The organism is Cupriavidus sp. WKF15 (genome assembly GCF_029278605.1).
GTDB lineage: Bacteria > Pseudomonadota > Gammaproteobacteria > Burkholderiales > Burkholderiaceae > Cupriavidus.
Window position 1 is genome coordinate 2,790,266 of the sequence record NZ_CP119572.1, and the last position, 25,843, is coordinate 2,816,108.

The following is a 25,843-nucleotide window of genomic DNA, read 5'->3' on the forward strand; positions in this document are numbered from 1 at the left end:
TTACTCCTTCTTCAGCGCATGCAGTGCGCCCAGGCTTTCCGCCATGGTCGGCAGCTGCACCGTCACCGCGCCGGCCTGCGCCTGCTTGAGCAAGGTCAGCACGGTCTGCACGCGCCGCGATTTGGCGTCGAAGTAACGGCCGATCATGGCCTGCGCCGCGGCCAGGTCATTGCGGAAGACCGGCTCGTTGCGCGACAACAGCGCCAGCCGCGCATTGAGCAGGCGCAGCTTGACGTTCTCGCGCAGGAACCAGCCCTGGTCGCCCGACAGCAGCAAGGCTTCGGCGTCATCAACCTTGCGAATGCGGATGACCTGCGCCAGTTCCTCGCGCATGTAGTCCCAGAACCGCGTGAACCAGTTGCCGGTGCCGCCGGTTGCCGGCGCCGATGCCTTCGCACCCTTGGCCGCACCACGGCTTGCTTCCTGGCGGTCTCCTGCTTCAGTGCGTTCAAGCATGCGTTCGCTCGACAGCAGCGGCAGCGAATCGATCTGGTTGATGGCCTCGTCCAGCTTGATCGCGGCACCGGTCAGGTCGGTATCAGGGACCGCCTTCATGCGCGCGATATCGCGTGCAAGCGCGCGGCGAAGCAGGTTGTACTGCGGCTTGTCGGTACGGGCCAGGCGCGCGTCGGCGCTCTGCAGCGCCGCCAGCGCGACCTGCACGTTGCCCGTCAGCTGGAGCTGCTGACCGGCATTGGTCAGCAGCTGCTGGATCTCGGCGAGCTCCCAGTCGTCGCGGTTGCGCATCAGGTCCTGATAGACCTGTTCGAGCGCGGCTTGCTTGTCGCGGGTTTCGCTGACCTGGCCGTCAAGCCCGCCAACCTTGGCCTGCAGTTCCTTGACCGTGTCCTGCGCATTGCGCGACAACACGCGGGTTTCCTGCACCAGCGCATCGTTGCTCTGCTGCCGCCGCGCCAGCTCCTCGGTCAGGTGGTCGACCCGCTGCTGCAGCCACCAGAAGCCGCCGGCGGTCGCCAGTACCAGGACTGCCACGAGCACCCACAATGCGGCGTTGGGGCGCGGCCCGGTGAACGGCGGCGCTGGCCCGTCTGAAGCCGCGGCGGGCGGAATGGTGGTTGAGGAGGACGTAGATTCTTGCGTCACGCGTTCGACCCTGTTTGTCATGGCAGGCGGCTGCACGGGCGGCGACTCCGGCCGTGGCGCCGGCGGTGCCACGGTGACCGCGGGAGCCACGGTGCTCGCAGGCACCGGTCCGGCATAGGCATCCGCCCACTGCTTGCACGCCGCAAGCAGCCCGGCGTCGCCCGGCGCCGCACGCAGGATGCGCGTAAAGCCGAGCGCCTCCGCCTGTTCGGCGATTCTCGCATGCGGCGCGATGCACTGCACCTGTTTCAGGGTGGCCAGTTCCTGCGGCGACAGGTTCTGTCGCGCCAGCGTATCGAGGTTGCGCACGGCTTCCGAGCTGGTCAGCAGCCAGGCCTGCGGGGCAGCGCCCGCGCCCAGGCCGTCGCGCACGGCCTGCCATTGCATGGCGCTGGGTTCCGGCAAGTTGCGCTGGTAGGCCTCGACTGCCGTGACCTCGGCACCGGCTTCCCGCATGCGATCGCCCAGCCAGTCGCGGCCACCGTTGCCGCGCACGATCAGGACGGCGCGCCCCCGCAGCGCGGCGGGGTCCAGCTGCGCCCAGAGGGCCTCGGAATCGAAACGTGCCTCTTCGCCGGCGGCGACACCGTTCGTAGCGTTGCAGCCGGCGCCGGCGGGCGCGATCACGCGATGATCAGGCGCGGTAATGCCTCGCTCGGCGAGGGCCGTGACACTCGCGGGGCCAACCACGGCCACCGGCACGCCTGACGGCCACTGGGCCATGGCATTGCCCTGCACCGACGCCAGTGCATCGAGCGCGTACTGGATCGCATTGGGACTGACAAAGACCACCAGCGCGAACTCGCCCAGGCGCGCCAGCGCGGCGCGTAGCGGCGCGTCATCCGCAGCGGGGCCAATGGCCAGCAGCGGAAAGCCCAGCACATCCAGGCCGGCGGCCTGGAGGGCCTCGGTCAGTTGCCGGGACTGCCCGGCGGGTCGTGTGACAACGACAGTCGGGCGGGGCATGGGCCGGCCTCAGGCAGGAGCTTGGGGATCAGGCGTTTCGGCCAGCGCGGCGAGGATATCTGCCGCACCCTGCGACAGCAGGTCGCGTGCAACGGCTTCGCCGAGCGCTTCGGCCGCCGCGGCGTCGGGCGCGGGACCGACCGCCATGGCGCGCGTCTGGCGCGTGCCATCGGGCATCGCCACGAAGGCGTCGAGTCGCAACTGGTCGCCGTCCCAGCGCGCATGCGCCGCCAACGGCACCTGACAGGATCCGCCCAGCCTGCGCGACACGGCCCGTTCAGCCGTTACCGCAAGCGCGGTCGGAGCATGGTTCAGCGGCGCCAGCCATCCGGCGACGTCCGGGCGCGTCGAAAGGATCTCGATGCCGAGCGCGCCCTGCCCTGCCGCCGGCAGCGAGGCCTCCGGCGCGATCAGCGCGCGGATGCGGTCGCCCAGGCCCAGGCGCTTGAGACCTGCCGCGGCCAGGATGATCGCGCCATACTCGCCGCGATCGAGCTTGCCCAGCCGGGTATCCAGGTTGCCGCGCAGCGGCTTGATGACCAGGTGCGGGTAGCGTGCCCGCAACGCGGCTTCGCGGCGCAGGCTCGATGTGCCCACCACGGTGCCCGCCGGCATGTCGTCGAGCGAAGCGAACGCCGACGATACCAGCGCATCGCGCGGATCTTCACGCTCCATCACCGCCGTCAGGGTAAAGCCTTCGGGCAGCTCCATCGGCACATCCTTGAGCGAATGCACCGCCAGGTCGGCCCGGCCTTCCGCCATGGCGAATTCCAGCTCTTTGACAAACAAACCCTTTCCACCGACTTTCGACAAAGTCCGGTCTAGAATCTGGTCTCCGCGCGTGGTCATGCCCAGAATGGACACATCGCACGCGGGATAGTATTGTTGCAGCGCAGCACGCACATGTTCCGCCTGCCACATGGCCAGACGGCTCTCGCGGGAGGCAATGACGAGCTTGTGTGGAAGGCTGCTGGACACGGCGTTAGAAGAAGTCGGAGAGGCGGGTGCTTGCATTCGTCAATGTTAGCACGCGACCCAATCGCCGCTCCGCACCATTGGACCAGAAGTAGAGCAAGAGGAGATTGCATGACGCAGCACGCTGCGCGCCCCGGCCGACGCATGGCCAATCGAGAAGTCCCCTCCCAGGCCTCAGGCCAGAGTGACGCAAACGGCGCCCCCACCCGTAAGACCGCTTCCAAGGCCACCGGTACCAAGCGGATTTCAAAGGCCAACCTGATGGTCGTGCCCGCCAACGGTGCCATGAACCCCAGCCCCGCCCGCCGCTCCGCCGCCGACAAGGACCTGCCCCTGCGCGAGGACATCCGCTTCCTGGGCCGCCTGCTGGGCGAATGCCTGCGCGAGCAGGAAGGCGACGCCGCCTTCGAGGTGGTCGAGACCATCCGCCAGACCGCCGTGCGTTTCCGCCGCGAGAACGACCGCGCCGCCGGCGCCGAGCTGGACCGCCTGCTCAAGCGCCTGTCGCGCGACCAGACCAACCAGGTCGTGCGCGCGTTCAGCTATTTCTCGCACCTGGCCAATATCGCCGAGGACCAGCACCACAACCGCCGTCGCCGCATCCATGCGCTGGCTGGCTCGCCGCCGCAGGACGGCAGCCTGCAGCACGCGCTGGAAAAGATCGACGCCGCCGGCGTCACCGGCAAGCAGCTGCGCAAGTTCCTGGACGAGGCGCTGATCGTGCCGGTGCTGACCGCGCACCCGACCGAAGTCCAGCGCAAGAGCATTCTTGACGCCGAGCGCGAGATCGCGCGCCTGCTGGCCGAGCGCGACCTGCCGATGACCGCGCGCGAGCGCGACCACAACACCGCGCAGCTGCGCGCCAAGGTCACCACGCTGTGGCAGACTCGCATGCTGCGCGACGCGCGCCTGACCGTCGCGGACGAGATCGACAACGCGCTGTCCTACTACCGCACCACCTTCCTGCACGGCATCCCGCAGCTGATGAGCGAACTGGAAGAGGACATCGCCGCGATCTTCCCGGCCTCGCGCAAGACCAAGGGCGGTGCGGCCGAACCGGCGCCGCTCGCGCCGTTCATGCAGATGGGTTCGTGGATCGGCGGCGACCGCGACGGCAATCCGAACGTCACGGCGGAAACACTGGATCACGCCGCCACCCAGCAGTCGCAGATGATCCTGGGCTGGTATCTGGATGAAGTGCATGCGCTCGGCGCCGAGCTGTCGATGTCGTCGCTGATGGTCGACGCCAGCCCCGAGCTGCTCTCGCTGGCCGAGGCCTCGCCCGACCATTCGGCGCATCGCGCCGACGAGCCCTACCGCCGCGCGCTGATCGGCATCTACGCGCGCCTGGCCGCGACCAGCAAGGTGCTGACCGGCCACGGCGCGCCGCGCCATCCGGTGGCCGACGCCGAACCCTACAGCAGCGCCGAAGCCTTCGCCGCCGACGTGCAGGTGGTGATCGACTCGCTGCGCGCGCACCACGGCCGGGCGCTGGCCAGCACGCGCATCGATGCACTGGTACGCGCGATTGCCGTGTTCGGCTTCCACCTGGCATCGGTCGACATGCGCCAGGTCTCCGACGTACATGAAGCGGTGGTGGCCGAGCTGTTCGCCGCCGCTGGCGTCGAGAAGGACTACGCCGCGCTGCCGGAATCGCGCAAGCTCGAACTGCTGCTGGCCGAACTGCGCCAGCCGCGCCTGCTGACGCTGCCCTGGCACGAGTACTCGGAACAGACCCGCAACGAACTGGCGATCCTGGCAACGGCACGCGAACTGCGCGCGCGCTACGGCAAGCGGGTCGCGCGCAACTACATCATCTCGCACACGGAAACGCTGTCCGACCTGGTCGAGGTCATGCTGCTGCAGAAGGAATCCGGCATGCTGCAGGGCACGCTGGGCAGCAAGACCGACCCGGCCCGCATGGAGCTGATGGTCATTCCGCTGTTCGAAACCATCGAGGACTTGCAGAACGCCGCCGGCATCATGCAGTCGCTGTTGGACCTGCCGGGCTTCGACTCGGTGATCGAGCACCACGGCGTCGAGCAGGAAGTGATGCTGGGCTACTCCGATTCGAACAAGGACGGCGGCTTCCTGACCTCGAACTGGGAGCTGTACAAGGCCGAGCTGGCGCTGGTGCAGCTGTTCGAGCAGCGCAAGGTCAAGCTGCGCCTGTTCCACGGCCGCGGCGGCACGGTTGGCCGCGGCGGCGGCCCGACCTACCAGGCCATCCTGTCGCAGCCGCCGGGCACGGTGAACGGGCAGATCCGCCTGACCGAGCAGGGCGAGATCATCAACAGCAAGTTCGCCAATGCCGAGATCGGCCGGCGCAACCTGGAAACGGTGATCGCCGCGACGCTGGAAGCGTCGCTGCTGCCGCAGCAGAACGCGCCGAAGGAGCTGAGCACGTTCGAGGGCATCATGCAGCAGTTGTCGGACCGCGCCTTCGGCGCCTACCGCAACCTGGTGTATGAAACCCCGGGCTTCAAGGACTACTTCTTCGCCACCACGCCGATCATCGAGATCGCGGACCTGAACCTGGGATCGCGCCCGGCCTCGCGCAAGCTGATGGACAAGAAGAACCGCCGCATCGAGGATCTGCGCGCGATTCCGTGGGGCTTCTCGTGGGGCCAGTGCCGCCTGCTGCTGCCGGGCTGGTATGGTTTCGGCAGCGCGGTCAAGTCGCTGCTGGACACCGCGCCCGACGAAAAGGCGCGCAAGGCCGCGGTAGCCACGCTGCGCAAGATGGTCAAGACCTGGCCGTTCTTCTCCACGCTGCTGTCCAATATGGACATGGTGCTGGCCAAGACCGACCTGGCCGTGGCCTCGCGCTATGCGCAGCTTTGTGACGACGCGGCCTTGCGCAAGAACGTGTTCGCGCGCATCAGCAAGGAATGGCACCTGACCAGCGAGATGCTGGCGCTGATCACGGGCCACCAGGAGCGGCTGTCCGACAACCCGCTGCTGGCACGCTCGATCAAGAACCGCTTCGCCTACCTGGATCCGCTCAACCACTTGCAGGTCGAGTTGCTCAAGCGCTATCGCTCGGGCAAGGACGGGGACGATATCCGCGTTCGCCGCGGTATCCACCTGACTATCAACGGGGTAGCGGCGGGGCTGCGCAATACGGGTTGATCGCCAACTGAGCCATTGCGTCACAGAACGCCCGGACGATATGTCGTCCGGGCGTTTGTCCATCTGGCGACTATAGCCTGGCTCAGCCCACAAACGCGCCCGGCACCGGGTCTTCCCCCAGCGCATGCAGCAGCACCGCCCAATGCATGGCCTCGTCGCCGAGGATGCTGCCCGCTGCCTTGGTCAGGTCACGGTTGTAGAAATTCGGCAGCACGCCGAGATAAGCCGCGGTGGCGCCCTTCTCCAGCCCCGCCGCGAAGCGCAGCACGTCCGCCTGCGTCTTGAGCTGTCCGGTCGGAAATGCATACTCCGACGGCTTCTTCGCCATCACCGGCGACCCTCCGAGCTTCGATACCGTGCCGGCCAGCACCTGCGCATGGGCCTTGTGGTGGGTCTGGAACTTCACCGCCGTATCGAGCACGGGCTTCTGCAGCAGCCCGCTTTCCGCCCCGACCTGGTAGGCCGCGATGGCCTGGTACTCCAGTCCGAGCGCGACGTTGAGGATATTGATGTCGTCCTTCGTGCTGCCCGACTGTGTCTGGGCCCAGGCCGGCATCGACTCGCCCAGGCTCAGCACGGCCAGCGAGCCGAGCGCGAACAGGCCCGGCACCTTGAGCAGGCCGCGCCGGCGCTCGTCGGGCAAGGTAACGATGGCAACGTCCGCGGGTTGGACCAGCCGGCGGTCTGGCGTGGGCATGCGTTCCATGGTGTTCTCCTGTATGGCATCAAGGGGCAGCGTCCGCTGTGCGGCTCGCCTGACCCTTTTACGCAGGCACCGGACAATCGGATGCACCGGCGCTGCCTATAATCGGGCAAAGCCTTCGCCCTGGAACCGCCGCGTGTCTGCTTCCCCGGAACCGTCCTTTGCCCCGCCGGCCGACAACGACCAGCTTGCGGCGTGGCTGCAGGCGGTGGCGCTCGGCGACCGCCAGGCGCTGCGCGCGCTCTACGAGCAGACTTCGGCGAAACTGTTCGGCCTTGCGCTGCGTATCACTGGCAGGCGTGACTGGGCGGAGGATGTCGTGCAGGAAAGCTTTGTCAGCATCTGGCACCACGCCGTCGACTACCGGCCGCACCTGGCCGCGCCGATGACCTGGATGACCACCATTGTTCGCAACCGCGCGCTGGACTGCCTGCGCCGCGCGGCCGCCGCGCGCCTGCCGCAGACGGTGGAACTCGACGATGAACTGGGAGAATGGCTGGCCGACGATGCCGCGGGCCCAGCCGAACTCGCGCTGGCGAGCCAGCAGGCGCGCGCACTGAACCGCTGCCTGCAGCGCCTGGAGCAGGCGCAACGCCAGGCCATCGTGCTGGCCTACCTGCATGACCTGAGTCACGCCGAACTGGCGCAGCGGCTGCGCACGCCGCTTGGGACCGTCAAGTCCTGGATCCGCCGCGGCCTGGAGCACCTGCGCACCTGCCTGGAGGGCGCGCCATGAGGCTGACCCGGCACCCCGACCTGCTTGACCGCATGGCGGCCCAGTACGCGCTGGGCGTGTTGCGCGGCGGCGCCCGGCGCCGCATGGAGCAGCTCGCGCGCGAGGAACCGGCGGTGCGCGCGGCGATCGGCCACTGGCAGGTCAGGCTGTCCGGCATGGCCGAGCTGCAGCCCGCCGCCGGGCCGGTGGAGGCGGTCTGGTGCGGTATCGAGCAGCGGCTCGGCTGGAAGCCCGCGCCTTCGTCCGCGGCGCCGGGACCGTCGTGGTGGCAGAAGCTGTGGTCGGCGCCGGCATTCTGGCGCGGCGCCGCGGCCGCCATGGCCACCGTCGCCGTGCTGGCCGTCGGCATCGGCTGGCTGATGACACAACGACAGCCTGGCGAGACCACGGTCATCGCGGTGCTTAACAATGCACAATCCCGGCCGGCGCTGCTGGTGTCCTGGGATGCCGGCGCGCAGCAGTTGCTGGTACGCAGGCTTGACGACATGACGTTGCCCGGGCAGCAGGTGCTTCAGTTATGGGCGCTGCCGGAAGGTGGCAAGCCCCGCTCGCTGGGCGTGATCGGCCGCGGGCAGACGGCGCGGCTCGCACTGACGCAGATCCCCGCTGCCGTCCCGGCCCTTGCGGTCAGCGTGGAGCCGCCGGGCGGATCGCCCAACCCGGACGGGCCGAGCGGCCCCGTGGTATTCAAGGGACCGTTGATCCACTCCCCGCTCTGAAGCCCCTGGCCCCGGCCCCGCAACCGCCGTCGCGGGCCGCGCGGGCGATATAATCCTCGTTTCTCCGAAATCCGCTCGCGCCCGCCCCGCATGGTCATGCACCGGCCGCACGCCGCGCGAGCCAAAGCCCTGACGTCCATGACGACCTCCCAACTTGCCAAGAAAGGCGAAGCCTGGTCCGCCCGCTTCTCCGAACCGATGTCCGACCTGGTGAAGCGCTACACCGCCTCGGTGTTCTTCGACAAGCGCCTGGCCCTGTTCGACATCCAGGGTTCGCTGGCCCATGCGGCCATGCTGGCAAAGCAGGGCATCATCGCCGAAGCCGACCGCGCCGAGATCGAGCGCGGCATGGCGCAGATCAAGGGCGAAATCGAGGCCGGCGGCTTCGAGTGGAAGCTGGACCTGGAAGACGTCCACCTGAATATCGAGGCGCGCCTGACCGCGCTGGTGGGCGACGCCGGCAAGCGACTGCATACCGGCCGTTCGCGCAACGACCAGGTCGCGACCGACATCCGCCTGTGGCTGCGCAGCGAGATCGACAACATCATCGCCCTGCTCGGCGCGCTGCGCGTCTCGCTGCTGGACCTGGCCGACCAGAACGCCCACACCATCCTGCCGGGCTTCACGCACCTGCAGGTGGCGCAGCCGGTCACGTTCGGCCACCACCTGCTGGCCTACGTGGAAATGTTCACGCGCGACGCCGAGCGCATGGCCGATTGCCGCAAGCGCGTCAACCGCCTGCCGCTGGGCGCCGCCGCGCTGGCCGGCACGAGCTATCCGATCGACCGCGAATTCGTTGCGCAACAGCTCGGCTTCGACGGCGTGTGCCGCAACTCGCTGGACGCCGTCTCGGACCGCGACTTCGCCATCGAATTCTGCGCCGCCGCCGCGCTGGTGATGACCCACGTGTCACGCTTCTCTGAAGAGCTGGTGCTGTGGATGAGCCCGCGGGTCGGCTTCATCGACATCGCCGACCGCTTCTGCACCGGCAGCTCGATCATGCCGCAGAAGAAGAACCCCGACGTGCCCGAACTGGCGCGTGGCAAGACCGGCCGCGTCAACGGCCACCTGATCGGCCTGCTGACGCTGATGAAGGGCCAGCCGCTCGCGTACAACAAGGACAACCAGGAAGACAAGGAACCGCTGTTCGATACGGTCGATACCGTGGTCGACACGCTGCGCATCTTCGCCGACATGGTGCCGGGCATCACCGTCAAGCCGGAGGCGATGCGCGCCGCCGCGCTGCAGGGCTACGCTACCGCCACCGACCTGGCCGACTACCTGGTCAAGAAGGGCCTGCCGTTCCGCGACGCGCACGAAGCCGTGGCCCATGCCGTGCGCGCCTGCGACAGCCGCCAGTGCGACCTGGCCGACCTGAGCGTGGCCGAGCTGCGCGAGGTGTCTGGCCTGGGCGACAAGGCCGCGCTGATCGGTGACGACGTGCATGGCGTGCTGACGCTCGAAGGCTCGGTCGCCGCGCGCAACCACATCGGCGGCACCGCACCGGACCAGGTGCGCGCCGCCATCGCCGCCGCACGCGCCGCGCTGTAAGTTCCGCGTAAGCTCAAGCAAGAAAAAGCCACGATGGCCCGGCCATCGTGGCTTTTTTCTTTGGCACGCCGTATTTTTGCGCAATGTGATAGGTATTAGCCCCAAGCGCCGACGCATTTTGTTACAGATAAACTAATCGCCGCAAAAAACCGGGGAGACAACCCATGAACTACTTGCTTGGTCTGTCACGACAGATCGACAGGTTGAATCAGCACACGGGCAGGCTTGCAAACATCATGATCCTGCTGTCGTGCCTGATCAGCGCAGGCAACGCCCTACTGCGCTATGGCTTCAACTTGAGCGATAACTGGCCACTCGAACTGCAGTGGTACATGTTTGCGATCGCCGTGATGTTCGGCGCCTCGTACACCTTCCAGCGCAATGAACATGTCCGCGTCGACCTGATCTACGGCAATGTCTCGGAGCGCGCGCAGCACTGGATCGACATCTTCGGCATCGTCGTCTTCCTGCTGCCCTCGTGCATCCTGTTCACGTGGCTGTCCTGGGATTCCCTGTTCCTGCCTTCGTGGCGCCTCCTCGAGCAATCGGGCAATTCCGGCGGCCTGCCGCGTTACCCGATCAAGCTGGTGGTGCCCGTCGGCTTCGCCCTGCTCGCCCTGCAGGGTGTATCTGAACTGATCAAGCGCTTTGCCGCCCTGAAAGGCCTGGTGCGTATCGAATCCAAATACGAGAGGCCGGTGCAATGATTCCATTGGAATATATGCCGCCGCTGATGTTCGGCGGCCTGGTGGTATTCATGCTGATCGGGTTCCCGGTCGCGTTTTCGCTGTCCGCCGTCGGCCTGGCCTTTGGCTTCCTGGCCATCCAGTGGGGCTATTTTCCGCTGAGCTTCCTGCAGGCTGTGCCCAGCCGCGTGTTCGGCAGCGTGCTGGCCAACGAGCTGCTGCTGGCCATCCCGTTCTTCACCTTCATGGGTGCGATCCTGGAGAAATGCGGGCTGGCCGAGGACATGCTCGACTCCATGGGCCAGCTGTTCGGCCCGGTGCGCGGCGGCCTCGGCTATTCGGTGATCATCGTCGGCTTCATCCTGGGCGCGATCACCGGCACGGTGGCCGCGCAGGTGATCGCCATGGCGATGATCTCGCTGCCGGTGATGATGCGCTACCGCTACAACATGAAGTACGCCACCGGCGTGCTGGCGGCGTCGGGCACCATCACGCAGCTGGTGCCGCCGTCGCTGGTGCTGGTGGTGCTGGCCGACCAGCTCAAGACGCCCGCCGGCAGCGCCGACGTGGGCAGCATGTACCTGGGCGCATGGGGCCCGTCGGTGGTGCAGATCGCGCTGTTCGCGCTGTACACGTTCTTCCTGGCGCGCTTCAAGCCCGACTGGCTGCCGCCCGTTCCGGCCGAAGCCCGCACGCTGCGCGGCTGGGCGCTGTGGGCCAAGTGCCTGCGCGGCATCATCCCTTGCGCGGTGCTGATCTTCCTGGTGCTGGGCACGATCATGCTGGGCATTGCCACGCCGACCGAATCGGGCGCCATGGGTGCCGTTGGCGCGCTGGTGCTTGCGGTGATCCGCGACAAGGCCTTCACCAGCACCGACCGCCTGGTCTACCGCGCCGGCATTGTAGCGACGCTGATCGCCGCGGCCGTGGGCGTTTTTGCCTTTGGCTCGCATCTGTTCCGCATTCCTCTGGCGGTACTCTACCTGGTCATCCTGTGGCTGGTCATCCGTTCCGGCCAGATGACCGACCTGCGCCTGCTGATCGTCGACGCCTACCAGTCCACCGCGCGCATCACGGCGATGGTGGTGTTCATCCTGATCGGCTCCACCTGCTTCTCGGTGGTGTTCCAGGGCGTGGACGGCGGTGCCTGGGTGGAGCACCTGTTCACCTCGCTGCCGGGCGGCTGGATCGGCTTCCTGATCGTGGTGAACCTGTTCATCTTCTTCCTGGCCTTCTTCCTGGACTTCTTCGAGATCGCCTTCATCGTGGTGCCGATGCTGGCCCCGGTGGCGGTGAAGGTGCTGGCGCCGGTGGTCGCCGACTCGATGGGCGGCAACCCCGAAGCCGCGGCCACCGCGGCGCTGGTGTGGTTCGGCGTGATGCTGTGCGTGAACATGCAGACCTCGTTCATGCACCCGCCGTTCGGCTTCGCGCTGTTCTACCTGCGGGGCATCGCGCCCAAGGAGGTCAAGAGCTCGGACATCTACTGGGGCGCCCTGCCCTGGGTCGGCCTGCAGTTGCTGATGGTGCTGGCCGTGATGTTCTGGCCGGGCATGGTGACCGCTTTCCTGGACAAGGGGTCGCTGCACCATAACACCGGGGCGGAGGTCAGTATTCCGCTCGGCGGCGAGCCGGAAAAGCCGGCATCGGCGCCAGGCACGCTGGAACTGCCAGGCACAGCGGCACCCGCGGAGCCGGCGGCGCCGCAGTTCGAGTTCGAGAAGAAGTAGGCTGAGGCTGTCGTGTCTACCAATGCCCCGCAGATGCGGGGCATTTTTTTTCCGCGCGTTGCTCTGCGCCGGATAAGCGCACGTCGCAGGCCTGCCTCTGCTACGGCGGGTCCATCGCCTCCAGGACTTGAAAGTCAGAGACTGCCCTATCTCGAAAACATCAGGCGATTTTCATCCTTTCCTTATATCCGGCGCTTGTTGCGGCATGTATAGCTGGTTCCTTCTGTCACGGAGGGACCACGAATGCCCGATATTCGCTATGCACTGAAGAACGGCGATCCGACAAGTACCGGGGGCCAACTCATCGCCTGCCACCATGGTTTCACGCATCATGGCGTGCCGATGGGCGTCGAGAGTCGCTTGGCGGGCGGGAGACCTTCGATGAGCGATGCGATTGACCCGGATCTGCGCTTGCTTGCTGCAATCGCCTACGGGGAAGCTTCCATTCGCGATGACTCCGAGGAAATCGGTGGAATTGCCTTTGCTGTGGCTAACAGACGTCGAGCATGGGGCGGAAAGACGGTGTCGCAATTACGAGCTGCCGACCCTAACTATTCGTATGCGTGGGAAGGGTCAAACGCTCGTTTCAATAAGTTAATGCGCGCCTCGGTCAAAGACATAGAACTCAATCCGGGCATGAAACTCGCCGTTGAATGGGGAAAAAAGGCCTTAGCCAATGATGGACCAGATCCTTCTAATGGTGCGTTCTGGTGGGACGGTCTCGACTTCAAGACAAACTATGCCAAGCATCCGAAAGTACAAGATGGTTTCAAATTCGGAAGCCCCGCTCATAACATCTTTGGCGTACAGGAGAAGCGACGTGAGACTATTGTGTACTGGAGGGTCAGGAACAAGAAGAACGGAAAGATAGTCGATGGCGCCGAGCGTGGAAGATATGATTCCATTTGGGTTTCTACTGCCGCGCATGGCAGCTCAATATTCTGGGGCCACAATCCAGACTACGTGAAAGCCTCTGGAGGCAAGGCATATAGATGAAGTCAGCTTCGATACTGGCCGCGACCCTGATTCTTCTTGCCGGAGATTGCATTGCGGCCCCTGCCTATGAAAGCCATGATGCCTTCTATGCCGATCAGGCAGGTGCCGTGTTTCATGATCCGATCAGGAGCGACGCTGGTATTGCGTACGCGTATCCAGACAAGCCAGGCATTTATATTCAGCTTCGATCCGAACTGGAAGGAAAGCCTGTAAATATTGAAGTCGCCGGGAATCGCGTCATCGTCAACGGCCGGGTCTATCGTTTTTCCCGTGCCACAACCTTCCCCGGCGAGCATGCCTTGGATATCGTGCCGACAAGTGCCTTGGTGTTTCTTGCGCAACGAACCGATTACCGGCCCCCTCTGCTGTGCGTAGAAGGACACAGCAACAGATCCGGCGAGGCTGGCCGGCACACTCAAATCTACCTGCTGATTGACCCGATCCGCCAGAATGGCAAGGCGACCTTCCTGCATTTGCCGAGCCTGCTTTCAGCATGTCGGGCAGTAGTATCAACAAGGAGCGGCGGAATTTCCTTTCCGAAGAATAGCTATCTGTTCGACGATGCGCGGGAGGCTCGCGTCGGCTTGCAGCTGGATTATTACTCGTTCGAACGAGGTCGCTTCACTCCGACCGGGACGGTGATACATCTCAAGTTCAGTCAACCTGACAATCCTTTTGCGTTTTCGCCTCAGGAGGGCAGATAGCCGCCGCCTGGGGCCCAGCGGCTAATTCGTAGTCGTCACCAGCACATCCCCCCGCCGCGCCACCACATTCACGACAACGCTGCTGCCCGTGCGCCGCAGCATCAGGTCGACGGATGCATCGGCCACGCAGAGTCCTTGCAGTGTCACGTCCTCCATGAAGGACGGCAGCGCCGGATAGCCGAAGCGGATCTGGCGCGCGCCCACGTCGAAGTCCAGGTTCAGGCACGATTGCAGCAGCGACAGCGGCGCGGCGGCCGCCCAGGCCTGCGGGATACACGCCACCGGATACAGCGTCGGGCCGCGGTTGCGCCGGCGCACGAAGCCGCAGAACAGCTCGGGCAGGCGGCGCAGGTCGATATGGGTGGACGCGGCAAACAGGCCGTCGAAGATGCGCAAGGCCGCTTCGCGCAAGCCGTAGCGAACCATCCCGGCGGCGATGATGGCGTTGTCGTGAGGCCAGACCGAACCATTGTGATAGCTCATCGGGTTGTAGCGGATTTCGCTCGACGCGATGGTCCTCACGCCCCAGCCGGAGAACGATGCGCTGCCCATCAGCGCGGCCGCCACCGGCGCTGCGCGCTCCGCCAGTGCAATGCCCGTATAGAGCGCATGGCCCGCATTGGAGGACAGCACGCGGCATGGCCGCTTGTCGCCATCGAGCGCGAGCACGTAGGTGCCCAGTGCCTCGTCGAAGAAGGCATCGTCGAAGCGCTGGCGGAGCTGCGCGGCACGCGTTTCGAGTGCGACAGCACGTCCGCCGTGGCCCAGGCTGTGTGCGATCCGTGCGGCCGCCGTCAAGGCGCCGTACACATATGCCTGCACCTCCACCATCGCGATCGGGCCTTCCGCCAGGGTGCCGTCCGCATGGAAGACCGAATCGCGGCTGTCCTTCCAGCCCTGGTTGAGCAGCCCTTCGGCGCTGCGCCGCCCGTACTCGACGAAGCCGTCGCCGTCGCGGTCGCCATATTGGTCGATCCAGCGCAGCGCCGCCTCGATATGCGGCCACAGCGCGCGTGCCGTGGCCAGGTCATGCGTGCGGTCCAGGTAGGCGCCTGCCAGCATCACGAACAGCGGCGTGGAATCGATGCTGCCGTAGTAGCAACGGAACGGCACCTCGCCAAGGTTCGCCATTTCGCCCTTGCGGCTTTCGTGCAGGATCTTGCCCGGCTCGGCATCGGCCGAAGGATCGGATGTCGTCGCCTGGTGCGCCGCCAGGTAACCCAGCACGCCGCGCGCGATGTCCGGGTCCAGCCACAGGGTTTCCATCGCCGTGATCAGCGCATCGCGGCCGAAAAAGGTGCTGAACCAAGGAATGCCGGCGTAGGGATAGGGCCCGTAAGGCGTCTGCGTGATCAGCATGTAGAGATCGGACATGCTGCGGCCCACGGCCTCGTTGAAGATCTCGTTGGAGGTGGTCACCGTTGCGGCCTGCGCCGACAACGCCTGGAGTGCGCGCCGCGCAGCACGCAGGGCCGACGGGAAGGCGTAATGCAGGGGAGGCCCTTCGGGCCGCACCTGGCCGCAGCACACCTCCACGTAAAGCAGATATGTCTTCTGCGGCACCAGTTCCAGCTCGAATAACGCCCCGTCCTCACGCAGGAGCGTCGGCGCGGGGTCGAATAACAGATGCGTGGTGCGCTCGCAATCATCCAGCCCGGTGTACGCGAGCCGCGCGTCATTGCCCGTCAGCACAGGCGCATGATGACGGCCGCGCCTGGTGCGCCTGGCACCGCGCACCTCGAACAAGTCGGCGAAATCCGCCGCGAACGCCAGTTCCAGCCGGATGTGCCGCGGCACGTCATCAAAATTGCGCACGGCCAGCCGCTCGTAGCAAGTGCTGTCCCACAGGAAGCGCGAGCGGCGTACATGGATCAGGTCGTGCGGCATGGCCAGTTGCCCTTGCGCATCGAACAGGTCGGGGTTGGTCAGATCGCAACTGAACGCGGCGTTGTCGTCGCGCAGCACGGAACTGAGCAGGATCGGACGCCACCCGTTGATGGTCAGGTGGAAGTGCGACAGGTGGCGCGTGTCGCAGTGATAGATGCCGTCCGAGCCGCCCGAGCCGGCGATCGCGTCCCCGTGCTGGTCGAACACGGAGAAGGTGTCGCCGTGCTTCAGCGTGCGCGGCTGGGTCTGGCGCAGCGAGCGCGACGCGGCGATCACAATGGGCGCGGACGGCGTCGCTTCCGGCTCCGTGCCGCGCCGGCCTTCGGGAGCATCAAGCATGGATTCCCCTCCAGGTTCAGGCCGCGATGTGCAAGGCCGGGTCGGCGGGCTGATCCCGATACGGGCGCCCATTGCCGGACGCCGGGTCGTGCAGGCGGCCATACAATGCCAGGTAATCGTTGGCCATGCGTTCGGCGCTGAAGCGCGCCTGGAACGCGCGTCGCACGCCGCGGCGATCGATGTCGCCGATACGCCCGACTGCCGCCACAGCCTCGTCGATACTGTCGACGACGAAGCCGGTGACCCCGTCATCGACGATTTCCGGGACCGAGCCGCACCGGAACGCGATCACCGGCGTGCCGCAAGCCATGGCTTCGATCATCGCGAGGCCGAAAGGCTCGGGCCAGTCGATCGGGAACAGCAGCGCACGGGCGTCGCCGAGGAAGCGCATCTTTTCGCGCTGGCCGATTTCTCCAAGATACTCCACATTGGCGTGCCGGCTGAGCAGCGGCGCGATGTCGGCTTCCCAGTATGCGCGGTCGACGCGGTCGATCTTGGCGGCAATCTTCAGCGGCAGGCCGCTTCGCACGGCAATCTCGATCGCGCGGTCGGGGCGCTTCTCCGGCGAGATTCTCCCGAGGAAAGCCAGGTAGCCGCCCCGGCCCGAGGCATGGAACGGCAGCAGCTGTTCAGGCAGGCCATGATAGACGTTGCCCAGCCAGGAGACCGGCGGCATGGGACCACGCTGCCCGAGCGACACCGATACCAGCGGTATGTCCGGGAACACGGAGTAGAACGGCCACAGGTCCGGAAGGTCCAGCCTGCCGTGCAGTGTGGTCACCGTGCGATGCGCGAAGCTGCGCACCATCGGGAAATGCAGCAGTTCGGTGTGAAAGTGCAGGATGTCGAAGTCGTCTGCCCGCCGGAGGACTTCATCAAGCATCATCGCGTGATAGGGCACGAAGTCACGCACCGACGGGTCGCTGCGCAGCGCCCGCGGCACGCAACTCACGAGCCGGGCGGCAGTCGATGAGTCGGCACTGGCAAACAGCGTCACGTCGTGACCCAGCCTGACCAGTTCATTGGTGAGATACGCCACGACACGTTCGGTGCCGCCGTAGTGCCTGGGCGGGCAGGATTCCTGAAGCGGGGCAATTTGAGCGATTTTCATTGGCAGGATATGCGCGCTGCTGAAAAGTTTGACCACCGGTTGCAGGACTGCTTGGTTCCCGCCTCCGCGCGATTTGCGCTGGACCACCCGATCACGCTGGAAGGTCCTGCGCCGGTGTAGCCGTCCCATGGTGGTCGCGGCTGCCTTGAGCGCCGCGTGCCTTGTGAGCAGGCCAAGCCTGGCTGCCGCTTGCGCCACCTTTACCCGCGTCTTGCGGGCAGTACCGTGCCGCACCGCAACAAAAACGGTCCCACAGCCCAGGTGCCGTTCCGCGATCTATCCCAGGCTTGAAACCCGTCGCTGCAAACGCCATGCCCGCCATCCGTGCGGATTGCTATGCTAGGAATCGTCCACTTCGAATCCTGTTGCGCAACCTTAGAGAGGAGCCCGTGTCCGACCAACCCTACAGCTCAACGGCACGCAAGACCGCAGCTCATGATTCGACCTCCGGCTGGCTGCGCTGGCTGCCGGGCCTGCAGATGCTGCGCACGTACGAGCTTGGCTGGCTGCCGCGCGACCTGGCGGCGGGACTGGTGCTCACGACCATGCTGGTGCCGGTCGGCATCGCCTATGCCGAAGCATCGGGCGTGCCGGGCATCTACGGCCTGTACGCCACCATCGTCCCGCTGCTCGCGTACGCGCTGTTCGGCCCGAGCCGCATCCTGGTACTGGGTCCCGACTCCGCGCTGGCGGCGCCGATCCTGGCCGTGGTGGTCCAGCTTTCCGGCGGCGACCCGGCACGCGCCATCACTATCGCGAGCATGATGGCAGTGGTATCGGGGCTGGTCTGTATCGTTGTCGGCCTGTTGCGGCTCGGCTTCATTACCGAATTGCTGTCCAAGCCGATTCGCTATGGCTACATGAACGGCATCGCGTTCACCGTGCTGGTCAGCCAGTTGCCCAAGCTGCTTGGCATTTCGATCGAAGATGCCGGGCCGTTGCGGGAATTGTGGAGCCTGGGCAACGCCATCCTCGACGGCAAGCCCAACTGGTACAGCGTGGCGGTGGGCGGCGCGAGCCTGGTACTGATCCTGCTGCTGAAGCGGTTCGAGCGCGTGCCCGGCGTGCTGATCGCGGTCGTGCTGGCAACGCTCAGCGTGAGCCTGTTCGGTCTCGATGCGCACGGGGTCAAGGTGCTCGGCAAGATGCCGCAAGGCCTGCCCGGCTTCGCCCTGCCGTGGCTCAACGGCGTCGACCTGACCCAGATCGTGCTGGGCGGCTGCGCGGTCGCGCTGGTGGCGTTCGCTGATACCAGCGTGCTGTCGCGCACCTACGCCGCGCGCCTGAAGTACCCGGTCGATCCGAACCAGGAAATGGTCGGACTGGGCGCCGCCAACCTGGCCGCCGGGTTGTTTCAGGGTTTCCCGATCAGCAGCAGCGCCTCGCGCACGCCGGTGGCCGAAGCCGCGGGGGCGCGCACGCAACTCACCGGCGTGGTCGGCGCGCTGGCGGTGGCGGCGCTGCTGCTGTTTGCACCGGACCTGATGCGCCACCTGCCCAATAGCGCGCTGGCCGCGGTCGTCATCGCGGCGGCGCTCGGCCTGTTCGAGTTTACCGACCTTCGGCGGATCTACCGCATCCAGCAGTGGGAGTTCTGGCTGTCAATGGCCTGCTTTGCCGGCGTCGCGGTCTTTGGCGCGGTGCCGGGCATCTGCCTGGCCGTGGTCATTGCCATCATCGAGTTCCTGTGGGACGGCTGGCGCCCGCACTACGCGGTGCTCGGGCGCGCCGACGGCGTGCGTGGCTATCACGACGTGGAGCGCTACCCGACCGCGCGCCGCGTGCCGGGCCTGGTGCTGTTCCGCTGGGATGCGCCACTGTTCTTCGCGAATGCCGAACTGTTCCAGGAATGCGTGCTGCGCGCCGTCGATGCCTCGCCCACGGTGGTGCGGCGCGTGGTGGTGGCGGCCGAGCCGGTGACCAGCGTCGACGTGACCTCGGCGGACATGCTGCGCGAACTCGACAAGGCCCTGGACGAGCGCGGAATCGAGCTGCACTTCGCGGAGATGAAGGACCCCGTCAAGGACAAGCTCAAGCGCTTTGAACTGTTCGACAAACTGGGGAAGGATGCTTTTCATCCAACGGTGGGCGCAGCGGTGGATGACTACCTGGGCGACTTCAACGTGGACTGGAAGGCTTAAACGGAGTGCGTAAGCGGGAGCACGTAAGAGCGCGCCGTCAAAAAGAAAATGCCGGCCTGCCACTTGGCAGGCCGGCGCATGACCACCTCAGCGCATCAGCGTAAAGCTCACCCGCCCTGCTTCACACAATCGACGAAGTAGGCCTTCTGGCCATCGACCTCTTCCAGCACCAGCCCGTGCACGTCGGTCTCGAAGCCCGGGAAGAGCTTGTTGAATTCGCGCGCGAACTTCAGGTACTGGACGATGGTGCGGTTGAAGCGCTCGCCCGGGATCAGCAGCGGGATGCCCGGCGGGTACGGCGTCAGCAGGATGGCGGTGACGCGGCCCTCGAGCTCGTCCACCGGCACGCGCTCGATTTCGCGGTGTGCCATCATCGCCCACGCATCCGACGGCTTCATCGCCGGCTCCATGTCCGACAGGTACATCTCGGTGGTCACGCGCGCCACGTCGTTGGCCTTGTAGACGCTATGCACGGCGTCGCACAGGTCGCGCAGGCCCATGCGCTCGTACTGCGGGTGCTTGCCGACGAACTCTGGCAGCACGCGCCACAGCGGCTGGTTCTGGTCGTAGTCGTCCTTGAACTGCTGCAGCTCGGTCACCAGCGAGTTCCAGCGGCCCTTGGTGATGCCGATGGTGAACATGATGAAGAACGAGTACAGGCCCGTCTTCTCGATGATGATGCCGTGCTCGGCCAGGTACTTGGTGACGATGGCTGCCGGGATGCCGCGGTCGCTGAACTCGCCGTCCACGTCCAGGCCCGGAGTGATGATGGTGGCCTTGATCGGGTCGAGCAGGTTGAAGCCGTCGGCCAGGTCGCCGAAGCCGTGCCAGCGCTCGTTGGCCTTGAGCATCCACTCTTCGCGCTCGGGCATGCCCTCTTCGTTGAGCGTGTCGGGCCCCCAGACCTTGAACCACCAGTCGCCGTTGTTGCCGGCCTCGAAGTCGCCCTCGACCTTGCGCATGGCGCGGCGGAAGTCCAGCGCTTCCTGGATGCTTTCCTCCACCAGCGCGGTGCCGCCGGGAGCTTCCATCATCGCCGCGGCCACGTCGCACGACGCGATGATCGAATACTGCGGGCTGGTCGAGGTGTGCATCAGGTACGCCTCGTTGAAGCGGTAGCGGTCCAGCTTGCGCGTCTCGGAATCCTGCACGAGGATCTGCGAGGCCTGCGACAGGCCGGCCAGCAGCTTGTGCGTGGACTGCGTGGCGAACACCAGCGCGTCCTTGCTGCGCGGGCGGTTGCGGCCAATCGCATGCATGTCGTGATAGAACTCGTGGAACGCCGCGTGCGGCAGCCACGCTTCGTCGAAATGCAGCGTGTCGATTTCCGACGCGAGCATCCCCTTGATCTGCTCGGCGTTGTACAGCACGCCGTCATAGGTGCCCTGCGTGATCGTCAGGATGCGCGGCTTCTGGTTCTTCGCCTTGCTCGCGAACGGGTGATTGGCGATCTTCCTGCGGATTGTCTCCGGATCGAACTCGCTCTTCGGGATCGGGCCGATGATGCCGTAGTGGTTGCGCGTGGGCATCAGGAAGACCGGGATCGCGCCCGTCATCATGATCGCGTGCAGGATCGACTTGTGGCAGTTGCGGTCCACCACCACGATGTCGCCCGGCGCCACGTTGGCGTGCCACACCATCTTGTTCGACGTCGACGTGCCATTGGTCACGAAGAACATGTGGTCCGAGTTGAAGATGCGCGCGGCATTGCGCTCGGACGCCGCCACGGGGCCGGTGTGGTCGAGCAGCTGGCCGAGTTCGTCGACCGCATTGCAGACGTCGGCGCGCAGCATGTTCTCGCCGAAGAACTGGTGGAACACCTGGCCGACCGGGCTCTTCAGGAATGCCACGCCGCCCGAGTGGCCCGGGCAGTGCCACGAGTACGACGAATCCTGCGCGTAGTCAATCAGCGCCTTGAAGAACGGCGGCGCCAGCGTGTCGAGGTAGACCTTGGCTTCGCGGATGATGTGGCGCGCCACGAATTCGGGGGTGTCCTCGAACATGTGGATGAAGCCGTGCAGCTCGCGCAGGATATCGTTCGGGATATGGCGCGAGGTGCGGGTCTCGCCGTACAGGAAGATGGGCAGGTCGGTGTTGCGGCGGCGTACTTCATTGACGAAGGCGCGCAGCTTCTCGATGGCAGCCGCCTCGGGCTGGTCATCGGCGGTCACGAACTCGTCGTCATCGATCGACACGATAAAGGTCGACGCACGGCTGGACTGCTGCGCGAACGAGGTCAGGTCGCCATAGCTGGTCAGGCCCATGACCTCCATGCCTTCTTTCTCGATCGCCTCGGCCAGCGCGCGGATGCCCGAGCCGGAGATGTTCTCGGAGCGAAAGTCTTCGTCAATGATGATGACGGGAAAGCGGAATTTCATCGGGCATCCTTGATGGGAAAGCAGGACATAAAGGACTGAGCCACATGGCCGGCAGGGGTTCCCCTGCGACGGCGACATGTGGCTCTCACGTCAGGTCTTGGCGCCAGCGCGTCTGTCGCGGGCCGTCCGTTCCGGCAAACGCCGGCATTGTAATGCGCTCAGGTCTTCGGCAGTGTGACACCGTGCTGGCCCTGGTACTTGCCGCCCCGGTCGGCGTACGAGGTCTCGCAGACTTCGTCGCTCTCGAAGAACAGCACCTGGGCGCAGCCTTCGCCGGCGTAGATCTTGGCGGGCAGCGGCGTGGTGTTGGAGAACTCCAGCGTCACATAGCCTTCCCACTCGGGCTCGAAGGGCGTCACATTGACGATGATGCCGCAGCGGGCATACGTACTCTTGCCCAGGCAGATGGTCAACACGCTGCGCGGAATGCGGAAGTACTCCATCGTGCGCGCCAGCGCGAACGAGTTCGGCGGGATGATGCAGACGTCACCCTTGAAGTCCACGAAGGACTTCTCGTCGAAGTTCTTCGGGTCGACGATGGTGCTGTTGATATTGGTGAAGATCTTGAATTCGTCGGCGCAGCGGATGTCGTAGCCGTAGCTCGACGTACCGTACGACACGATCTTGCGCCCGTCAGCCTCCCGCACCTGGCCGGGTTCGAACGGCTCGATCATGCCGTGCTGTTCCGCCATGCGGCGGATCCACTTGTCGGATTTGATGCTCATAGGGTAGGGAGGGGTAAACGCTTAGGCAGAGTGCGCCGAATTGTACAACCAATCCGCCGTTCCATCAGACTTGCTCATTCCTGCTCAAACAGGAACAAAGCTGACTTCCCGCTTCGCGGAGGACGGTTTCACTCGGGTCTTGCGATCCGAGCCAGAGCCTTCCTCTCCACGGGCTGACACCGTGGAACTCACGGCGTGGTTGCACAGGTTCACGGCCGCGTTCACATCGCGGTCGTGAATCGTCCCGCACGGGGGACACATCCATTCGCGCATGGACAGCGGCAAGCTCTCCAGCTTGTGTCCGCACGCCGAGCACGTCTTGCTGCTGGCATAGAAGCGGTCGGCCACCACCACCTTGGCTCCGCGCATGTCCGCCTTGTACTCCAGCTGCCGCCTCAGTTCGAAGAAGCTCATGTCGGCGATCGAACGCGCCAGGTGCCGGTTCTTCACCATGCCGCGCACGTTCAGGTCTTCAATGCCGATGGTGTGGAAGCGGCGAGTGAGATCAGTCGTGAGCTTGTGCAGGGCATCCGAGCGGATGGTTGCGATGCGGGCATGCAGCTTCGCCAGCTTTGCCTTCGCCTTGCGACGATTGGCCGATCCCTTGACCTTGCGCGACAGGCTGCGCGATAGCTTGCGCAGGCGGGCTAGCAAAGCCTTGTGCGGCTTGGGACCAGGAATCGCCTCTCCCGTCGAGAGCGTGGCCAGCGCCGACACACCCAGATCGACACCCACTGCGCCTTGGTTTTCGGCTTCGGGCAGGTGCGAACTGTCGGGTGTGTCCACGGTGATGCTGACGAACCAGCGGTCGGCCACACGGGAGACCGTGGCCGACATGATCTTGCCAGCAAAGCGCAACGTCTCGCGCACGCGCACCCAGCCGAGATTGGGGATGCGAATGCGTGAGGCGTCGATACTGAACTGATCGTTGGTGAGCGTAAAGCGGTCGTGCACGCCCTTCTTGCGGAACTGCGGATAGCGGGCGCGGCCTGCGAAGAAATTCTTGAACGCGTCGCCCAACTGGATGATCGCCATCTGCGGCGCATTCTTGGTGACTTCCATCATCCACGGAAACTGCTCGCGCTTGATCGCGTTCAGTTGGCGTCGCAACGCTGCCTGCGACGGCTTGGGCAGCGCGTTGTCCGTCTTCCACGCCTCGTACTGGCGCTTCCACTCGGCCAGCGCCCAGTTATAGGCGAAGCGCGCCGTGCCCGCGGCACGCGCCAGATACGTGGCTTGCGCGTTGTTCGGATCGAGGGCGATGCGGTGAGCAATCAGCATGACTGGGCATGCTCGACGGCCTGGCGCACGCCGTCGAGCAGCTTCTGATTCTTGCGCGAACGGCTGCCGTAGAGCCGGGCGCTGAACACCGTGATGATCTCCAGCACGTCCTTGGCCAAGTCTTCCTCGAACGTCGTGTCCTCGCCCTGGTTGAGGATCACGACCTCGACGTTCTTCGCCTCGCAGATGGCGAACACCAGTTCCGCACCGAAGCGCAGCAGCCTGTCCTTGTGGGTGATGACCAGGCGCCCGACAGCGCCCTCGATGATCGCGCCCAGCAGGCGCTTGAGGCCCTTCTTGTGGTAGTTCATGCCGGAGCCAAGGTCGCCAATCACCTCAAACGTCCAGCCCTGGCGGGCACAGTAAAGCTCCAGCACCTGCTTCTGCCGCTCAAGGTCATCCTTCTGGTCGTGGCTGGAAACACGGGCGTAGGCCACGGTGCGTCGCGCCGGATCGGGCGTGTGGAATTGTTCGGGGCGCAGCCGCGCCAGATCGTAGCGTCGTCGCCCGCCCGCTGTGCGTTCGTCTGGGATGAGCTTGCCTTCGCGCTCCCAGCGCCTCAGCGTTGGGGCCGAGACGCCCAGAAACTCCGCTGCTTCTTGAATGCTGACCATCATGCGTGACATGCGCAAATTGTGCATGTCTGCGCAATAATGCGCAACTAATTCATCAGCAGTTCGAGCCCCGACGCCGGCTCAATTGAAGTGCCGCCTACGCAACAACTTCCTCGGCCAGGTGGTGTTGAAAGCGCTCTTTTCCTGTGTATAGCAGGAAGTGCTTTCCCGTACACCTGGCGAACAGCGTCAGGTTGACGCGCTGCGCCATCTGGTAGCCCATCTGCGTCACGCCCGAGCGCGACAGGAGGAACGGGATACCCATCTGCGCACCCTTGATCACCATTTCGGAGGTCAGGCGGCCGGTGGTGTAGAACACCTTGTCGTCGCCGCTTATGTCTTCCAGCCACATGCGCCCGGCGATCGCGTCCACGGCGTTGTGGCGGCCCACGTCCTCCACGAACATCAGCAGTTCGCTGCCGCGGAACAGCGCACAGCCATGTACCGAGCCGGCCTGCTTGTACACCGATTGCTGCAGGCGGATGGTGTCGATGATGGCGTACAGGGTGTCCTGGTCGAGCATGTCGCCGACGGGCAGCCGGATATTGTCGATCTCGTCGAGCAGCGAGCCGAATACCGTGCCCTGCCCGCAGCCGGTCGTCACCACGCGGCGCGCGGTGCGTTCCTCGATGCGGTCAACGCCCGTCCTGGTGGTCACGGCGGCCGATTCGGTTTCCCAGTCGACCTGCACGGCGGCGATGTCCTCGATCGATTCCACCAGCCGCTGGTTGCGCAGGTAGCCGAGCACGAGGTGCTCAGGCGCACCACCCAGCGTCATCAGCGTGACCAGTTCGCGCTTGTCGAGATAGACCGTCAGCGGGCGCTCCCCGGGCAGGTACGCGGGGCGGGCGCGCCCGAGCTCGTCGACGACTTCCACTTCTTCGATCAGGGGAACGGCCGCGTGGGTAAGTTCGGGACGCAGAGGCATGGGTGGCGAGATCGGGGCTGCTCAGGTTTGCCCCATACGCCAGCCTGGCAAGCGATGGGGCCTGGATTACGGCGCCTTTGCAGGCGATTGTACTGCCGCCGAGGCGGCGGGGGCGGCTGGCGCCTCAGGCGGCACGAATGGCCCCGGATCCACGCAGGCGGCGGTCTGCACAGGGGCGTGAGTTTCCTTGCCGCCGGCCTTCATGTCGCTGTAGTAGCGTGCCGCGGTCTTGTCCTGGGACTTGCACAGCTGGAAGGCCGCGACCTTGTCGGCCCAGGCCGACTTCGCCTTGGTCTCCTCGGCCTTGGCCTTCTGCGCATCGGTCGGCGGCGGCAGCTTGGCCAGCGTGGCCTGGGTTGCGACGGCGCCGGCGGCCAGCGCAACCAGCATCAGGAAGCGTTTCATGGTCGGTATCCGTGAAGGAGCGTCAATGTCCG

Annotated in this window: 20 protein-coding genes; 9 read left to right on the forward strand and 11 right to left on the reverse strand. The window is 65.5% G+C overall.

Features of this window, described 5'->3' with window-relative positions; genetic code table 11:
- Both hemDX and hemC read right to left on the reverse strand, forming a co-directional pair.
- Nucleotides 1-2,070 (reverse strand): fused uroporphyrinogen-III synthase HemD/membrane protein HemX, encoded by a 2,070-nt coding sequence (gene hemDX, locus CupriaWKF_RS12955; RefSeq protein ID WP_276098261.1) that lies wholly within the window; start codon nucleotides 2,068-2,070, stop codon nucleotides 1-3.
- 9 nt (nucleotides 2,071-2,079) lie between these two features.
- Nucleotides 2,080-3,084, reverse strand: coding sequence for a hydroxymethylbilane synthase (gene hemC / locus CupriaWKF_RS12960; protein ID WP_276098262.1), 1,005 nt, complete (start codon nucleotides 3,082-3,084; stop codon nucleotides 2,080-2,082).
- Between the two features lie 72 nt (nucleotides 3,085-3,156).
- Here hemC and ppc point away from each other — a divergent pair, with 72 nt between their 5' ends.
- The gene (gene ppc, locus CupriaWKF_RS12965; RefSeq protein WP_276098263.1) at nucleotides 3,157-6,177 is read left to right on the forward strand and encodes a phosphoenolpyruvate carboxylase; all 3,021 of its coding nucleotides are present in this window, start codon (nucleotides 3,157-3,159) and stop codon (nucleotides 6,175-6,177) included.
- 82 nt (nucleotides 6,178-6,259) lie between these two features.
- On the opposite strand, the gene CupriaWKF_RS12970 is transcribed toward ppc, so the two are convergent.
- Nucleotides 6,260-6,874 (reverse strand): ferritin-like domain-containing protein, encoded by a 615-nt coding sequence (locus tag CupriaWKF_RS12970; RefSeq protein ID WP_276100799.1) that lies wholly within the window; start codon nucleotides 6,872-6,874, stop codon nucleotides 6,260-6,262.
- Between the two features lie 142 nt (nucleotides 6,875-7,016).
- Between CupriaWKF_RS12970 and CupriaWKF_RS12975 the strand changes: the two genes are divergently transcribed.
- The 7 genes from CupriaWKF_RS12975 to CupriaWKF_RS13005 all read left to right on the forward strand — a co-directional run bounded on the left by CupriaWKF_RS12975 (nucleotide 7,017) and on the right by CupriaWKF_RS13005 (nucleotide 14,002).
- The gene (locus tag CupriaWKF_RS12975) at nucleotides 7,017-7,616 is read left to right on the forward strand and encodes a sigma-70 family RNA polymerase sigma factor (protein WP_276098264.1); all 600 of its coding nucleotides are present in this window, start codon (nucleotides 7,017-7,019) and stop codon (nucleotides 7,614-7,616) included.
- Nucleotides 7,613-8,335, forward strand: coding sequence for an anti-sigma factor (locus tag CupriaWKF_RS12980; RefSeq protein WP_276098265.1), 723 nt, complete (start codon nucleotides 7,613-7,615; stop codon nucleotides 8,333-8,335). The genes CupriaWKF_RS12975 and CupriaWKF_RS12980 overlap by 4 nt, the downstream gene beginning before the upstream one ends.
- 138 nt (nucleotides 8,336-8,473) lie before the next feature.
- A complete protein-coding gene (argH, locus tag CupriaWKF_RS12985; protein WP_276098266.1) occupies nucleotides 8,474-9,886 on the forward strand; it encodes an argininosuccinate lyase in 1,413 nt (470 codons plus the stop codon).
- Between the two features lie 164 nt (nucleotides 9,887-10,050).
- Nucleotides 10,051-10,593, forward strand: coding sequence for a TRAP transporter small permease subunit (locus tag CupriaWKF_RS12990; protein WP_276098267.1), 543 nt, complete (start codon nucleotides 10,051-10,053; stop codon nucleotides 10,591-10,593).
- Nucleotides 10,590-12,302, forward strand: coding sequence for a TRAP transporter large permease subunit (locus CupriaWKF_RS12995; protein WP_276098268.1), 1,713 nt, complete (start codon nucleotides 10,590-10,592; stop codon nucleotides 12,300-12,302). The genes CupriaWKF_RS12990 and CupriaWKF_RS12995 overlap by 4 nt, the downstream gene beginning before the upstream one ends.
- Nucleotides 12,303-12,545: 243 nt before the next feature.
- Nucleotides 12,546-13,298, forward strand: a complete 753-nt coding sequence (locus CupriaWKF_RS13000) for a hypothetical protein (RefSeq protein ID WP_276098269.1) — start codon at nucleotides 12,546-12,548, stop codon at nucleotides 13,296-13,298.
- A complete protein-coding gene (locus CupriaWKF_RS13005; RefSeq protein ID WP_276098270.1) occupies nucleotides 13,295-14,002 on the forward strand; it encodes a hypothetical protein in 708 nt (235 codons plus the stop codon). The genes CupriaWKF_RS13000 and CupriaWKF_RS13005 overlap by 4 nt, the downstream gene beginning before the upstream one ends.
- Before the next feature lie 21 nt (nucleotides 14,003-14,023).
- Here CupriaWKF_RS13005 and CupriaWKF_RS13010 read toward each other — a convergent pair whose 3' ends face one another.
- Together CupriaWKF_RS13010 and CupriaWKF_RS13015 are read right to left on the reverse strand one after the other, a co-directional pair.
- Nucleotides 14,024-16,228: an amylo-alpha-1,6-glucosidase gene (locus CupriaWKF_RS13010; protein WP_276098271.1), complete on the reverse strand. Its 2,205-nt coding sequence runs from the start codon at nucleotides 16,226-16,228 to the stop codon at nucleotides 14,024-14,026.
- Between the two features lie 16 nt (nucleotides 16,229-16,244).
- Nucleotides 16,245-17,339 (reverse strand): glycosyltransferase family 4 protein, encoded by a 1,095-nt coding sequence (locus CupriaWKF_RS13015; RefSeq protein WP_276098272.1) that lies wholly within the window; start codon nucleotides 17,337-17,339, stop codon nucleotides 16,245-16,247.
- A 479-nt stretch (nucleotides 17,340-17,818) separates the two neighbouring features.
- Between CupriaWKF_RS13015 and sulP the strand changes: the two genes are divergently transcribed.
- Nucleotides 17,819-19,480: a sulfate permease gene (gene sulP, locus CupriaWKF_RS13020; protein ID WP_276100801.1), complete on the forward strand. Its 1,662-nt coding sequence runs from the start codon at nucleotides 17,819-17,821 to the stop codon at nucleotides 19,478-19,480.
- 107 nt (nucleotides 19,481-19,587) lie between these two features.
- On the opposite strand, the gene CupriaWKF_RS13025 is transcribed toward sulP, so the two are convergent.
- From CupriaWKF_RS13025 to CupriaWKF_RS13050, 6 genes are all read right to left on the reverse strand, one after another.
- Entirely contained in the window at nucleotides 19,588-21,858 is a 2,271-nt protein-coding gene (locus CupriaWKF_RS13025) for an arginine/lysine/ornithine decarboxylase (protein ID WP_276098273.1), read from the reverse strand.
- A 158-nt stretch (nucleotides 21,859-22,016) separates the two neighbouring features.
- On the reverse strand, nucleotides 22,017-22,583 hold the full coding sequence (gene dcd, locus CupriaWKF_RS13030) for a dCTP deaminase (protein WP_029046089.1): 567 nt from the start codon (nucleotides 22,581-22,583) through the stop codon (nucleotides 22,017-22,019).
- An 84-nt stretch (nucleotides 22,584-22,667) separates the two neighbouring features.
- Nucleotides 22,668-23,864 (reverse strand): RNA-guided endonuclease TnpB family protein, encoded by a 1,197-nt coding sequence (locus CupriaWKF_RS13035; protein ID WP_276098274.1) that lies wholly within the window; start codon nucleotides 23,862-23,864, stop codon nucleotides 22,668-22,670.
- Nucleotides 23,858-24,490, reverse strand: a complete 633-nt coding sequence (locus tag CupriaWKF_RS13040) for an IS607 family transposase (protein ID WP_276098275.1) — start codon at nucleotides 24,488-24,490, stop codon at nucleotides 23,858-23,860. Before CupriaWKF_RS13040 ends, CupriaWKF_RS13035 begins: the two co-directional genes overlap by 7 nt.
- An 85-nt stretch (nucleotides 24,491-24,575) precedes the next feature.
- On the reverse strand, nucleotides 24,576-25,406 hold the full coding sequence (locus CupriaWKF_RS13045; protein WP_276098276.1) for a formate dehydrogenase accessory sulfurtransferase FdhD: 831 nt from the start codon (nucleotides 25,404-25,406) through the stop codon (nucleotides 24,576-24,578).
- 66 nt (nucleotides 25,407-25,472) lie between these two features.
- The gene (locus tag CupriaWKF_RS13050; RefSeq protein ID WP_276098277.1) at nucleotides 25,473-25,811 is read right to left on the reverse strand and encodes a hypothetical protein; all 339 of its coding nucleotides are present in this window, start codon (nucleotides 25,809-25,811) and stop codon (nucleotides 25,473-25,475) included.
- Nucleotides 25,812-25,843: the final 32 nt, after the last annotated feature.